Genomic DNA, 12,342 nt, shown 5'->3' on the forward strand with positions numbered 1-12,342 from the left:
GACCCCGGTCGGAATTCAGGGTCCGCTCGGGGTCGTCGTGCCGGCGAACCCGGATGCGCGCCCGCCCGCACCGGTCGTAGCGTCTCAGCATGGCTCTTGACCGGACCACGACCACACACCGGCCCAGCACCACACACCGGCACACCACCACACACCGGCACACCACCACACACCGGCCGAGCACCGCGCGTCGGCCCGGCAGGCGCGGGAGCACCGCACGCCGGACCGGCATGGCGGTCGCCGCGACCACCGCCCTCATCGTCCTCGTTGGGTGCGACAACCTCTCGTTCCGCCGGTTGGACTTCGACACCACCGAGTCCACACGGATCACCGCGATCCGGGTCCTGCCCGGCGCCGGAGACGTGCTGGTCCGTGCAGACGGCAACGTGGACGGCGTACGCATCAAGCGGGTGGTGCGTTACCAGGGCACCGAGCCGGGTACGACGTACGAGATCAAGGACACCGAACTGGTGCTGGACACCTCGTGCGGCCATCGGTGCAGCATCTCCTTCGAGGTGACTGCTGGCGAGGGGGTCAGCTTCCGGGGCGAGACCGGCTCCGGAAACATCGACCTGAGCCGCGTCAGCGCGGTGGAACTCAAGGTCGGTTCCGGCAACGTGCGGGTGGCCGAGGCCACCGGACCGGTCCGAGTGGAGACCGGCTCGGGCAACATCGAGGTGCACGACGTCGCCTCGCCCGTGGTGATGCGGGCGTCCTCCGGGAATGTGACGGGCACCCGGCTCGGCGGCCAGGTGGACGCCGAGGCCAGGTCCGGCAACGTCACCGTCGAACTGGACCGACCGGCTTCCGCGCGGGTGCACGCGTCCAGCGGCGATGTCGAGCTGACCGTGCCGGCGGGTGCGTACCAGGTCCAGTCCAAGGCAGGTTCCGGCGACGTCGTGCTGGACGTGGCGCACGACCCGTCCGCCACTGACGTCCTCGATGTCCGCACCGGCAGCGGCAACATCACCGTCACCTCGCGCTGATCGGGGAGCCCTGGCCCGGCACCGCCTCCTCGCGGCGCTGCGGGCCGGCGTCGACCGGCGGGCCGGCAGTGCTTCGTCCGCCGGGTACCAGTTCCGGCGGACGTCCCGCCGCCACATCCTCGACCCAGCCGACCAACGCGGTCACCAGGCCAACCAGCAAAAAGACCAGGGCCACCCGGATCGCCAGTCCCAGCGGATCCTGGTGCGACCAGCCGACCACGTCCACCAACGGGGTGAGCGCGACCACGAACGTCATGTGCCACAGGTAGACCGTCACCGCCCGCCGGTTGAACACCGTGACGGCCCGGCCGAACAGCGCGTTGCGGTCGACCCACCGTGCGGTCGCCGGGGCCCGACCGAGGACCACCAGGATGTAGGCGGCCGACCAGAGGGCGTTGCCGAGCGGGTTGTCGTTCAGGTCGAAGCCACGCGGACCGGGATTCGCCAGGATCCAGGCGCCGCCGACCACGGCCAGCACGAGCACAGTCGGTACGAGAACCCGGTTGGCCAGCCGACGTAGCATCCCGCTCTGGTGGGCGAAACCCAGCAGCCAGGCACCGAAGTAGAGGCCGAACTCGCGCAGCACGACCGGCGCGTTGGGATAGACGTCCATCTCGATCGCCAGCAGCAGAAGGTACGGGGCGAGCAGGGTCGGCACCGGGAAGCGCCGGAACAGCCAGACCGCGATCGGGGAGGCGAGCACGAACCAGAGATAGTCACGCAGGTACCAGATCGGGCTCAGCGCCAGCGCACCCCAGTAGTTCGCCGGCGGGTCGGCCACCGGGAAGAGCCAGAGCAGCACCCTAGGGGTCAACGGCAGCCCGTTGAGCAGCATCGCCGGCACGAAGATCAGGGCTACCACCCAGAGCGACGGCAGCAGCCGCCGACCGACCGCCTGTGGCCCGGACCGGAGCAGCGACGCCGCCATCAGCGACCCGGCTAGGGCGAACATCACCGACATCGCCGGGAAGAGCAACGTCAGCGAGGCCCAGCCGGTGACGTGGTAGACGACGACCCGCACGATCGCCAGGAAGCGCAGCAGGTCCAGGTATCTGTTTCGCATCAGCCTGTATCTGGGGTTCGGGGGCATTGCGGCGTGTTGCCCTTACCCTCCGGTGCCCGTCATCGAAACGACTTGACGGCTCAGAACCCGAGCTTGCGCAACTGCTTCGGGTCCCGCTGCCAGTCCTGGGCGACCCGCACGTGCAGGTCGAGGTAGACCCTGGCGCCCAGCAACTCCTCGATCTGCCGCCGCGCGGCGGTGCCGACAGCCTTGAGCCGGCTGCCCCGGTGCCCGATCACGATCCCCTTCTGGCTGGACCGTTCCACATAGACGTCGGCGTAGATCTTCATGAGCTGCCCCTCGGGGATCATCTCCTCCACCACCACGGCGATGGAGTGCGGCAACTCGTCCCGGACACCCTCCAGCGCGGCCTCCCGGATCAGCTCCGCGACCAACACCTGCTCCGGGTCGTCGGTGAGCATGTCGTCCGGGTACAGCTGGGGAGACTCGGGAAGGTAGCGCGTCATCACCCCCACCAGGGTGTCCACCTGGTGACCGGAGACGGCGCTGACCGGGACCACCTCCGCGAACTCCCCCAGCTCGCTGACCGCCACCAGTTGCTCAGCCAGCCGCTTCCGGTCCACCAGGTCGGTCTTTGTGACCACCGCGAACACAGTCGCCTTCAGTTCGGCCAACTCTCCGGTGATGAACCGGTCGCCACGGCCGACCGCCTCGTCGGCAGGAATGCAGAGGCCGATCACGTCGACCTCACTCCAGGTCTGCCGGACCAGGTCGTTGAGTCGCTCGCCGAGCAGCGTACGGGGACGGTGCAGGCCCGGCGTGTCGACCAGAACCAGCTGCGAGTCCGGCCGGTGCAGCACCGCCCGGATGATGTGCCGGGTGGTCTGCGGCTTGTTCGAGGTGATCGCGATCTTCTGCCCGACGATCGCGTTGGTCAAGGTGGACTTGCCGGCGTTTGGTCGGCCGACGAAACAGGCGAACCCGGCTCGGTACGGCCCGGCGTCACGCTCGCTCATGCCGTCACCGATCCGAGCACCGAGCCGTCCGGCGCGGCGACGTGCACCGGCGCGTCCACGGCCAGATCACGCACGGCGGCATAGCCGGCACCATCCAGTGTGGACGCCTCGGTCACCACCACCGCGGCCTCCAACCGGGTCGCGCCGGCCGCAGCCGCCGAGGCCACCGCCAGCTGGAGCGCGGTGATCGTCAGCGAGGGCAGCGACACGCTGGCCGCCGCGTAGGTGCGGCCGTCCTGGTCCCGGACCGCGGCACCCTCCACGGCACCCACCCGCCCCCGCGCACCCCGGGCGAGGATGACCAACTTGCCGTCCTCGGCGCTCAACTCGGAGCCGGTGGACTCGACGGCTGGTACGGCGGACGACTCAGGCATCTGCGGGCTGCCTCTCCTCGGATCGGTCGGTATCAGAACGGGAGGCGGCCGGCGGGCCGCCGGGGCCGTCTCGCGCGTCGGTCGGTTCCACCCGGCGCACCAGCACGGTGTCGATGCGGTTACGTCGGCCGGTTGTGCCCTCGGCGACCAGCCGCAACCCGGCCACCTCGACCTGCGCCCCCGGAATGGGCACCCGCCCGAGGGACTGCGCGAGCAGGCCGCCCACCGTCTCCACCTCGTCGTGTGGCAGCTCGGTGTCGAAGATCTCGCCGAGATCCTCCACCGGCAACCGGGCGGTGACCCGGACCCCGCCGTCGGGCAACTGCTCGATCGGCGGGCGCTCGACGTCGTACTCGTCGGTGATCTCCCCGACGATCTCCTCGAGGATGTCCTCGATGGTGACCAGCCCGCCGGTACCGCCGTACTCGTCGACCACGATGACCAGGTGGTTGCGGGCCGCCTGCATCTCCGACAGCAGGTCGTCGACGGGCTTGGACTCCGGCACGAAGGTGGCCGGTCGCATCAACTCGGCCACCGGGAGCTGGTGGTCCTCCGCCGCGCCGCCCTGGGTACGCCGGACCAGGTCCTTGAGGTAGAGCACGCCGAGCACGTCGTCGACGCTCTCGCCGATCACCGGGATCCGGGAGAACCCGGAACGCAGGAACAGGGCGAGCCCCTGGGTCAGGTTCTTGCCCGACTCGATCCACACCATCTCGGTACGCGGCACCATCACCTCGCGGGCGATGGTGTCGCCGAGAGCGAACACCGACTGGATCATCTGCCGTTCGCCATGCTCCACCACGCCCCGCTGCTCGGCGAGGTCGACCAGCTCACGCAGCTCGACCTGGGTCGCGAACGGCCCCTCCCGGAAACCACGGCCCGGGGTGACCGCGTTGCCGATCAGGATCAACAGCGACGCGAGCGGGTTGAGCACCCGGCCCAGCCAGCGGACCAGCGGCGCGGCGGCCCGCCCAACGGCGTACGCGTGCTGCCGGCCGAGGGTACGCGGACCGACGCCGACCACCACGAAGCTGACCACGGTCATCGCCCCGGCGGTGACCAGCGCCGCCCGCCACCCCGCCCCGAAGGTGTCCACCGCGACCAGCGCCACCAGGGTGGTGGCGGTGAGTTCGGCGAGCAGGCGGAGCAGCAACAGCAGATTGAGGTGACGCACCACGTCACCGGCGACCGTCTGGAGGGTACGCGCGCCCCGCGCGCCGTCGCGGGCCAGCTCGGCGGCCCGGGCCGGGGAGACCGCGGCCAGGGCGGCCTCGGTCATCGCGATCAGGCCGGCGAGCACCACCAACCCGGCGGCGAAGACGAGTAGTTGCAGGTCGGGAAGGCCGGCGGCGGACACGGCCAGTGAAGTGTCCATCACCGGGAGCGGGTCGACCGCCAGCTGGCCAGCAGCCGGGCCTGGAGCCCGAACATCTCCCGCTCCTCCTCCGGCTCCGCGTGGTCGTAACCGAGCAGGTGCAGGACGCCGTGCACGGTGAGCAGGTGCAGCTCTTCGGGGGGGCTGTGCCCGGCGGTCGCGGCCTGCTTCGCCGCTATTTCCGGGCAGAGCACGATGTCGCCGAGCAGTGCAGGTTCGCCCCCGACGGCGGCGTTCTCACCTGGCCCGTGATCGACGCTGCCCTCGTCCATGGGGAAGGCGAGCACGTCGGTCGGGCCGTCGCCGCCCATCCAGCGGTGATTCAGCTCGGTCATGTAGTCGACGTCGACCAGCAGCACGGAGAGCTCGGCGAGGGGATTGACCCCCATCTCGTCGAGCGCGTGCCGGGCGACGGCGAGCACGGCGTCGGTGTCGACACCGACACCCGACTCGTTGGCGATCTCGATGGACAACTGTCTTCCCTCGGTCTAGCGGCGCCGGGTGGCGCGGTTACCCTGGGCACTGCGCCCGGTCACCGCGTGCACGCCCTGCGCCTGCTGGCTCTCCCACTCGGCGTCCCACCTGGCGTACGCGTCGACGATCTCCCCGACCAGCCGGTGGCGCACCACGTCGGCGCTGGACAACTGCGCGAAGTGCACGTCCTCGACGCCCTTCAGAATCTCCTGCACAACCCGCAGTCCACTGGTCGTCCCTCCGGGCAAGTCGACCTGGGTGACGTCGCCGGTGACCACGATCTTGGAGCCGAACCCGAGCCGGGTGAGGAACATCTTCATCTGCTCGGGCGTGGTGTTCTGCGCCTCGTCGAGGATGATGAACGCGTCATTGAGCGTCCTGCCCCTCATGTAGGCCAGGGGGGCGACCTCGATCGTGCCCGCCGCCATCAGCTTCGGGATCGTCTCCGGGTCGAGCATGTCGTGCAGCGCGTCGTAGAGCGGGCGCAGGTAGGGGTCGATCTTCTCGTTGAGTGTGCCGGGCAGGAAGCCCAGCCGCTCCCCCGCCTCGACCGCCGGCCGGGTGAGGATGATCCGGTTGATCTGCTTGCCCTGTAGCGCCTGTACCGCCTTGGCCATGGCCAGGTAGGTCTTGCCGGTGCCGGCCGGGCCGATGCCGAAGACAATGGTGTGCGCGTCGATCGCGTCGACGTAGCGCTTCTGTCCGAGCGTCTTGGGACGGATGGTGCGCCCGCGTCGGGAGAGGATGTTGAGCGTCAGGACCTCCGCGGGCCGCTCGGTGCCGCCCTGCTCAAGCATGCCGACAGTACGCCGGACCGCGTCTGTGGTCAGGGTCTCGCCTTTCTCGATGAGTTCGAGCAGCTCGCTGAAGAGTCGCTCGGCGAGGGCGTTGTCGGCGGGGTCACCGGTGATGGTGATCTCGTTGCCCCGCACGTGCACGTCGCTGTTCACCGAACGCTCGACCAGTCGCAGGATCTCGTCACCCGCGCCAAGCAGGTTGACCATGATCTTCGAGTCGGAGACCGTGATCCTGGTCTGCACCCGGGACGGGCCGGGAGGTGGGGTGCCGGTCATAGGTCGGGCCGAGGGGCCCTGCGCCACCTGCTCTCGATCTCGGTGCCGGGCCTGGTGCCACGGCGGCGGACGTCGCCTCCCATCGTATCGGGTCGACGGCGCGAGCACGCCGCCCATTTCCGCCGGTCCGGCAGCACCCCATCACCGGACGAAACGGGCGGACCCGCGAGGGAGTGACGACAGGTCAGGCACGGAAGTCGTGACGGTCGAACGTTTCCTGGTGCCGGGTGAACCGGTAGGTCGCCCAGTGCATCCGGACCACCACGCCGTCGGCGTCGCGGGTCAGCCGGAGCAGTTCACCGACCTCCCGCCCGGAGACGCTGCGGAACACGTCCGGCCGATCCGCCACCGACGCGAAGACCGCCGGCGGCCTCCCCGCCGGGTCACCGGCGCCCCGAGCGCGCAGGGTGCCGTCGTGCCAGGAGAAGACGTACTCGAAGCCCTCCCCCCACCACCGGCCGAGCAACCCGCGGACGTGCCCCGGTGCCGGATCACCGGGCAGCCAGGGGTCGATGTCGGCCGGGTCGTGCTCGACCACCGCCGCGAGCAGTCGGTGCGGCAGCTCCAGCAGCTGCGTCGCGGTCCCCGAGGAGCCCAGCACGGCCGCGCCCAGCGCGGCGGGCGTACCCTCGCCGCCCCGCCGCCCGTACACCCCGGCGAGGAAGCCGGGCATCGCACCGTCGTGCCCGACGTGCACCACCCGATCCCCCTGCGGCACCAGGATGAGTCCGAGCCCGAAGCCGGAGGTCCACACGGACTCGTCGGTGACCGTCACCGGCCAGCGCATCTCCTCCAACGTGCTCGCGGCGAGCACCCGGCCCGCCGCGTCCAGCGCCGCCGGATCGGCCAGGAAAGCGGCCCAGCGGGCCATGTCGGCCGCCGTGCTCCACAGCTGCGCGGCGGGGCCGACCGCCCCGAAGTCGGTGGGCGGCTCCGGGTGCGCCTCGTCGGAGTAGGCGTCGACCAGGAACCCGGTGGCGGCCCGTGGGCCCGGGCTGACCGTGGTGGCGGTCAACCCGAGCGGAGTCAGCACCTTCTCGGTCAACACCTCCGCCCAGGAAGCGCCGCGCACCTGCCCAACCAGCCGGCCGAGCAGCGCCATCGCCAGGTTCGAGTAGTGGTAGCGGCGGCCCGGTGGCAACACCCGCTCGGCCCGGGCCAGCTCGGCGACCAACTGTTCGGCGTCCGGCGCGCGCAGCGTGTCCCAGACGTCACCGTATGGTTCCCGTTGCAGGCCGGCGGTGTGCGACAGCAGCCGGCGGACGGTCAGCTCGCCGTGCGCCGGCAGGTCGAGGTGCCGGTCCAGCGGATCGTCGAGGTCGAGCAGGCCGTCGTCACGGCACTGCATGGTCAGCAGCGCAGTGAACGTTTTGGTCACCGAGCCGATCCGGAACCGGGTCTGCTCCTCCAGCGCCGTGTCGTTGCCGGTGCCGCCGACCGTACAAATCCACGGCGGCCGGTCGGCCCGGTACACCGCCGCCGCGAGACCCGGCACCCGTGCCCGCACCTGCACCTGCCGGGTCATCCGCTCCAGGTGAGCGGCCGCCCCAGCGGTTCCGTCAGCCCTGGTCGTGCCGGCGGTCGCGGTACCTCCGGCGGCAGCGGTCACCCGAGGCTCCGCGCCAACATCGGTCCGAGCGGGGCACCACCCAGCACGTGCGCGTGCGCGTGGAACACCTCCTGACCGCCGTACGCCCCGGTGTTGAACATCAGCCGGAACCCGTCGCCGAGCAGGCCCTCGTCCTCGGCCACGGCGGCGGCCGTGGCCAGCACCTCGCCGGCCAGCTCCGGATCGCCCTGGGCCAGAGTGGCCACGTCGGCGTAGTGCTCCTTGGGGATGACCAGCAGGTGCACCGGCGCTTTCGGGTCGATGTCACGGAAGGCGAGGGTGGCGGGGGTCTCGCGGACCACGGTGGCCGGGATCTCCCCGGCGACGATCCGGCAGAACAGGCAGTCACTTCCCATCCGGGCAGTGTAAGGAAGGGCCCCTTACCGACGTCTCCGGTATAGGAAGGGCCCCTCATCAACAGCGACGGCGGGTGCGGCAGGATGGCCGGCATGACGGTACGGGCGGTACTGGTAACGGGCGGTTCGCGCGGCATCGGGCGGGCGGTGGTCCGGGCCTTCGCGGCCGGCGGCGACCGGCTGGCCATCCACCACCGCGACTCGACGGAGCTGGCCGAACAGCTTCGGACGGAACTGCCGGGCGACGGCCACGTGGTGGTCCGCGCAGACCTGGCCGACCCCGACGCCGTCCGGACGATGGTCGACGAGGCCGCCGACCGGCTCGGCGGACTCGACGTGCTGGTCAACAACGCGGGGGTGTTCGGGCCGGCCGACCCGCCGCACCCGGTCTTCGACAGCAGCTACGAACAGTGGCGCCAGCGCTGGCGCGAGGTGCTGGACACGAACCTGTTCGGGGCGGCCAACGCCGCCTGGTGCGCCGCCCAGCACATGCGGGCGCGAGGTGGCCGCATCGTCAACGTCTCGTCGCGCGGCGCGTTCCGCGGCGAGCCGGCCAATCCGGCGTACGGGGCCAGCAAGGCCGGTCTCAACGCGATGGCCCAGTCGCTGGCGGTGGCGCTGGCGCCGTACGGCATCGCGGTGGCCACCGTCGCGCCCGGCTTCGTGGAGACGGACATGACGAATGAACACCTGAAGTCACCGCGCGGCGCGGCCACCCGGGCGCAGAGCCCGTTCGACCGGGTAGCCCGGCCCGAGGAGATCGCCGCGGCCGTGCACTGGCTCGCCAGCACCGAGGCGGAGTGGGCCTCCGGCACCATCATCGACTTGAACGGAGCGTCCTACCTGCGCACCTGACAAACGCCGGACCAGCCGCCCCCGCGCGCCCGCCACGCTCCCACCGCGACACGACATCCCGCGGCCTACCGGACACAACGGTGTCGCCGGCAACCCGGTGTGGCCTCGGTTGCAGCAGAGCAAAGCCACGAGGCGAGACCTCCGGCCGGCGCGACACGCCGGGTCAGGGTGAGTAGGTCACCAGCGCTGCAGGCGGGTTGCCAGGAGCGCCAGGGCCGCGACACCGGCGGTGGAGGTGCGCAGCACCGCGGGGCCGAGGCGGACCGGTCGGGCACCGGCCGCCTCGAAGGCCGACAACTCGGCTGCGGTGATGCCGCCCTCAGGGCCCACCACCAGCACGATCTCGCCGCGTTCGGGCAGCTCGACGGTGGTCAGCCGATCCGACGCCTCCTCGTGCAGGACGTACCCGGCGGCGGCACCGGCGATCCGGCGCGCCACCGACGCGGTCGCCTCGTCCGGTGCGCCCGCCACCACCGGCAGCCACGGCCGGCGGGCCTGTTTCGCCGCCTCGCGGGCGGTCGCCAGCCACTTACCCCTGGCCCGTACGCCCCGGTCACCGCGCCACTGCACGACCGAGCGGCTCGCCGCCCAGGGGACGATCTCGTCCACGCCCACCTCGGTCATCGCCTGCACCGCCAGCTCACCCCGGTCGCCCTTGGCGATGCCCTGGACCACCACCAGCCGGGGGTCCGCCGCGTCGACGTGTCCCCGGACGACCACGTCCAGCTCGAGGGTGCCCCGGTCGACGGCGGTGACCACGGCGGTGGCGGTGCCGCCGTGCCCGTCGGCGAGCAGCAGTTCCTCACCCACCCGCAACCGTTGCACGGTGGCAGCGTGGTGGCCCTCCGGGCCGTCGAGCACCATCGAGTGGGCCGCGGGCAGCGAGTCGACCAGGAACAGCGGGGCGGACACCTCAGCCGTGGCCGTTGAAGGCGTCGCGCATCCGGGAGAAGAAGCCGCCCTGCTTGGTCAGCTCGGCGACCTCCTCGCCCCGGGTCTTGGCGAAATCACGGAGCATCCGCTCCTGGTCGGCGTCGAGCTTGGTGGGGGTCCGCACGTCCAGGTGAACGTAGAGGTCTCCCCGGCCGGCGCCGCGCAGGTGCGGTACGCCACGGGCCCGCAGGCGCAGCGTGCTGCCAGGCTGGGTGCCCGACTTGACGTCGACCGGCTCCTCACTGTCGAGCGCCTTGATGGTCAACCGGGTGCCGAGCGCGGCGGCGGTCATCGGGACGGTGACCCGGCAGTGCAGGTCGTCACCCTTGCGGGAGAAGACGTCGTGCGGCCGCTCGTGGATCTCCACGTAGAGGTCCCCGGCGGTACCGCCACCCGGGCCGACCTCGCCCTGCTGAGCGAGGCGGATCCGCATCCCGTCCTCGACCCCGGCGGGGATCTTGACGGTCAGCGAGCGTCGGTTGCGGACCCGACCGTCACCGGCACACGTCGGGCAGGGCTGCGGGATGGTGGTGCCGTGACCCTGACAGACCGTGCACGGCCGGGCGGAGACCACCTGGCCGAGGAAGGTGCGCTGCACCGACTGCACCTCACCCCGGCCACCGCACGCCTCGCAGGTGGCCAGGTGGGTGCCGGCGGCGGTGCCGGCGCCGGCGCAGGTGGTGCAGAGCACCGCCGTGTCGACCGTGATCGGCGCCTCGACGCCGAAGGCGGTCTCATGCAGGTCAAGCTCCAGGCGCAGGATCGCGTCGGCGCCCGGCCGGGTACGCGGCCGCGGGCCTCGCCCGGCGCCGGTGGCGCCGCCAAAGAACGCGTCCATGATGTCTTGGAAGCCGACGAACGGGCCGGCGCCGCCGGGCCCGCCCGGACCACCGGCGCCGCCGCCGGGCGCGAGCGGATCGCCACCGAGGTCGACGATCTGCCGTTTCCGATCGTCCGAGAGGACCTCGTAGGCGGCGTTGATGTCTTTGAACTTCTCCTGTGCCTCCGGATCCGGATTCACGTCAGGGTGGTACTGCCGCGCCAACTTGCGGTAGGCGCGCTTGATCTCGTCGTCGGAGGCACCCTTGCTCACACCGAGAATGCCGTAGTAGTCCCTGGCCACTGCGTTCCGTGTCCTCGTGTTCGTCTCGCGTTGCGCCGGTCGGCGGCGACAGCCGGCCGTCGGCCCTGACTGGTCAGTTCTGGGCCAGCAGCTCGCCCACGTAGCGTGCCACGGCCCGCACCGTGGCGATGGTTCCGGGGTAGTCCATCCGGGTCGGCCCCAACACGCCCATCCCCCCGACGATGGTCGCGCCCGGGCCGTATCCGGTGCTGACCACGGATGCCGCCCGAAGGTTGTCGATCTCGTTCTCATCGCCGATCCGCACCCGCAGCGTGCTCGCCTCGACCTCGCCGATGAGCTTGAGTAGGACGACTTCCTCCTCGAGCGCTTCGAGCACGGGACGCAACGAGCCCTGGAAGTCGAGCAGGCCACCTCGGGTGAGGTTGGCGGTGCCAGCCAGCGCCAGCCGCTCCTCGTGTCGTTCGACCAAGGTCTCCAGCAGCACGGTTGACAGGGTCGTCATGGCCGGACGCAGGGGCGGCGGAGACTCGTCGATGAGCGCCTGCACCAGCGGCGGGGTGTCGGACAGGCGCACGCCGACCAGTTTCTCGTTGGCCAGCCGGCGCAGGTCGATGACGGCGTCGGCAAGCAGCGGCGTCGGCAGCTCGACCAGCCGCTGCTCGACCCGACCCGTATCGGCGATCATCACCAACGTCAGCCGGGTGGTGGAGATCGGCACCAGTTCGAGGTGGCGCACCCGGGATCGGGCCAGGCTCGGGTACTGCACGACGGCGACCTGCCGGGTCAGCTGCGCCAGCAGCCGCACAGTGCGGTGCACCACGTCGTCGAGGTCGACGGCACCGGCCAGGAAGCGCTCGATCGCCCGGCGCTCGGCGGGGCTCAGCGGTTTGACCCGGCTGAGTCGGTCGACGAAGAGCCGGTAGCCACGGTCGGTGGGCACCCGGCCGGCACTGGTGTGCGGCTGGCGGATGTACCCCTCCTCCTCCAGCACAGCCATGTCGTTGCGGACGGTGGCCGGTGAGACACCGAGCTGGTGCCGCTCGACCAGCGCCCTGCTGCCGACCGGCTCCTGGGTGGCGACGTAGTCCTCGACGATCGCGCGGAGCACGGCGAGCTTGCGGTCGTCGAGACCCATCCTGCCCACCTCCTGTCGCAGCTCGACCTTCGGCGCCACCGCCGCCGG

At 71.3% G+C, this 12,342-nt stretch carries 13 protein-coding genes; 2 read left to right on the forward strand and 11 right to left on the reverse strand.

What is annotated here, in order from left to right:
* Positions 1-89 precede the first annotated feature (89 nt).
* On the forward strand, positions 90-986 hold the full coding sequence (locus tag ACFHWY_RS16500) for a DUF4097 family beta strand repeat-containing protein (protein WP_416581074.1): 897 nt from the start codon (positions 90-92) through the stop codon (positions 984-986).
* Here the strand turns inward: ACFHWY_RS16500 and ACFHWY_RS16505 are convergent.
* The 8 genes from ACFHWY_RS16505 to ACFHWY_RS16540 form a co-directional block, all read right to left on the reverse strand.
* Positions 973-2,049, reverse strand: coding sequence for an acyltransferase family protein (locus tag ACFHWY_RS16505; RefSeq protein ID WP_416581075.1), 1,077 nt, complete (start codon positions 2,047-2,049; stop codon positions 973-975). The genes ACFHWY_RS16500 and ACFHWY_RS16505 overlap by 14 nt on opposite strands.
* Before the next feature lie 80 nt (positions 2,050-2,129).
* Positions 2,130-3,026: a GTPase Era gene (era, locus tag ACFHWY_RS16510; protein WP_416581076.1), complete on the reverse strand. Its 897-nt coding sequence runs from the start codon at positions 3,024-3,026 to the stop codon at positions 2,130-2,132.
* The gene (locus tag ACFHWY_RS16515; RefSeq protein WP_416581077.1) at positions 3,023-3,400 is read right to left on the reverse strand and encodes a cytidine deaminase; all 378 of its coding nucleotides are present in this window, start codon (positions 3,398-3,400) and stop codon (positions 3,023-3,025) included. Before ACFHWY_RS16515 ends, era begins: the two co-directional genes overlap by 4 nt.
* Positions 3,393-4,799, reverse strand: a complete 1,407-nt coding sequence (locus tag ACFHWY_RS16520) for a hemolysin family protein (protein WP_416581123.1) — start codon at positions 4,797-4,799, stop codon at positions 3,393-3,395. Before ACFHWY_RS16520 ends, ACFHWY_RS16515 begins: the two co-directional genes overlap by 8 nt.
* Positions 4,775-5,248 carry an rRNA maturation RNase YbeY gene (ybeY, locus tag ACFHWY_RS16525; protein WP_416581078.1) on the reverse strand — a complete coding sequence of 158 codons (474 nt, stop codon included), beginning with the start codon at positions 5,246-5,248 and terminating at the stop codon, positions 4,775-4,777. Before ybeY ends, ACFHWY_RS16520 begins: the two co-directional genes overlap by 25 nt.
* Before the next feature lie 15 nt (positions 5,249-5,263).
* Complete coding sequence (locus tag ACFHWY_RS16530) at positions 5,264-6,322, reverse strand: PhoH family protein (protein ID WP_416581079.1); 1,059 nt, start codon at positions 6,320-6,322, stop codon at positions 5,264-5,266.
* 184 nt (positions 6,323-6,506) lie between these two features.
* Positions 6,507-7,847 carry a serine hydrolase domain-containing protein gene (locus ACFHWY_RS16535; protein ID WP_416581124.1) on the reverse strand — a complete coding sequence of 447 codons (1,341 nt, stop codon included), beginning with the start codon at positions 7,845-7,847 and terminating at the stop codon, positions 6,507-6,509.
* A gap of 80 nt (positions 7,848-7,927) precedes the next feature.
* The gene (locus ACFHWY_RS16540; protein WP_416581080.1) at positions 7,928-8,287 is read right to left on the reverse strand and encodes a histidine triad nucleotide-binding protein; all 360 of its coding nucleotides are present in this window, start codon (positions 8,285-8,287) and stop codon (positions 7,928-7,930) included.
* A 93-nt stretch (positions 8,288-8,380) separates the two neighbouring features.
* On the opposite strand from ACFHWY_RS16540, the gene ACFHWY_RS16545 reads away from it, so the two are divergent.
* Positions 8,381-9,142, forward strand: a complete 762-nt coding sequence (locus ACFHWY_RS16545) for an SDR family NAD(P)-dependent oxidoreductase (protein WP_416581081.1) — start codon at positions 8,381-8,383, stop codon at positions 9,140-9,142.
* A 177-nt stretch (positions 9,143-9,319) separates the two neighbouring features.
* Here the strand turns inward: ACFHWY_RS16545 and ACFHWY_RS16550 are convergent, their stop codons facing one another.
* The 3 genes from ACFHWY_RS16550 to hrcA form a co-directional block, all read right to left on the reverse strand.
* Positions 9,320-10,054, reverse strand: a complete 735-nt coding sequence (locus ACFHWY_RS16550) for a 16S rRNA (uracil(1498)-N(3))-methyltransferase (RefSeq protein ID WP_416581082.1) — start codon at positions 10,052-10,054, stop codon at positions 9,320-9,322.
* A gap of 1 nt (position 10,055) precedes the next feature.
* Positions 10,056-11,198, reverse strand: coding sequence for a molecular chaperone DnaJ (dnaJ, locus tag ACFHWY_RS16555; RefSeq protein WP_416581083.1), 1,143 nt, complete (start codon positions 11,196-11,198; stop codon positions 10,056-10,058).
* Between the two features lie 73 nt (positions 11,199-11,271).
* Positions 11,272-12,294 (reverse strand): heat-inducible transcriptional repressor HrcA, encoded by a 1,023-nt coding sequence (gene hrcA / locus ACFHWY_RS16560; protein WP_416581125.1) that lies wholly within the window; start codon positions 12,292-12,294, stop codon positions 11,272-11,274.
* Positions 12,295-12,342 lie beyond the last annotated feature (48 nt).

It is taken from the genome of Micromonospora sp. LOL_024 (assembly GCF_048060415.1).
Lineage (GTDB): Bacteria > Actinomycetota > Actinomycetes > Mycobacteriales > Micromonosporaceae > Micromonospora.

Coding starts and splice junctions, on each gene's coding strand:
- ACFHWY_RS16500 (WP_416581074.1), top strand. CDS start 90: ATGGCTCTTGACCGGACCACGACCACACACCGGCCCAGCACCACACAC.
- ACFHWY_RS16505 (WP_416581075.1), bottom strand. CDS start 2,049: ATGCGAAACAGATACCTGGACCTGCTGCGCTTCCTGGCGATCGTGCGG.
- era (WP_416581076.1), bottom strand. CDS start 3,026: ATGAGCGAGCGTGACGCCGGGCCGTACCGAGCCGGGTTCGCCTGTTTC.
- ACFHWY_RS16515 (WP_416581077.1), bottom strand. CDS start 3,400: ATGCCTGAGTCGTCCGCCGTACCAGCCGTCGAGTCCACCGGCTCCGAG.
- ACFHWY_RS16530 (WP_416581079.1), bottom strand. CDS start 6,322: ATGACCGGCACCCCACCTCCCGGCCCGTCCCGGGTGCAGACCAGGATC.
- ACFHWY_RS16535 (WP_416581124.1), bottom strand. CDS start 7,847: ATGACCCGGCAGGTGCAGGTGCGGGCACGGGTGCCGGGTCTCGCGGCG.
- ACFHWY_RS16540 (WP_416581080.1), bottom strand. CDS start 8,287: ATGGGAAGTGACTGCCTGTTCTGCCGGATCGTCGCCGGGGAGATCCCG.
- ACFHWY_RS16545 (WP_416581081.1), top strand. CDS start 8,381: ATGACGGTACGGGCGGTACTGGTAACGGGCGGTTCGCGCGGCATCGGG.
- hrcA (WP_416581125.1), bottom strand. CDS start 12,294: ATGGGTCTCGACGACCGCAAGCTCGCCGTGCTCCGCGCGATCGTCGAG.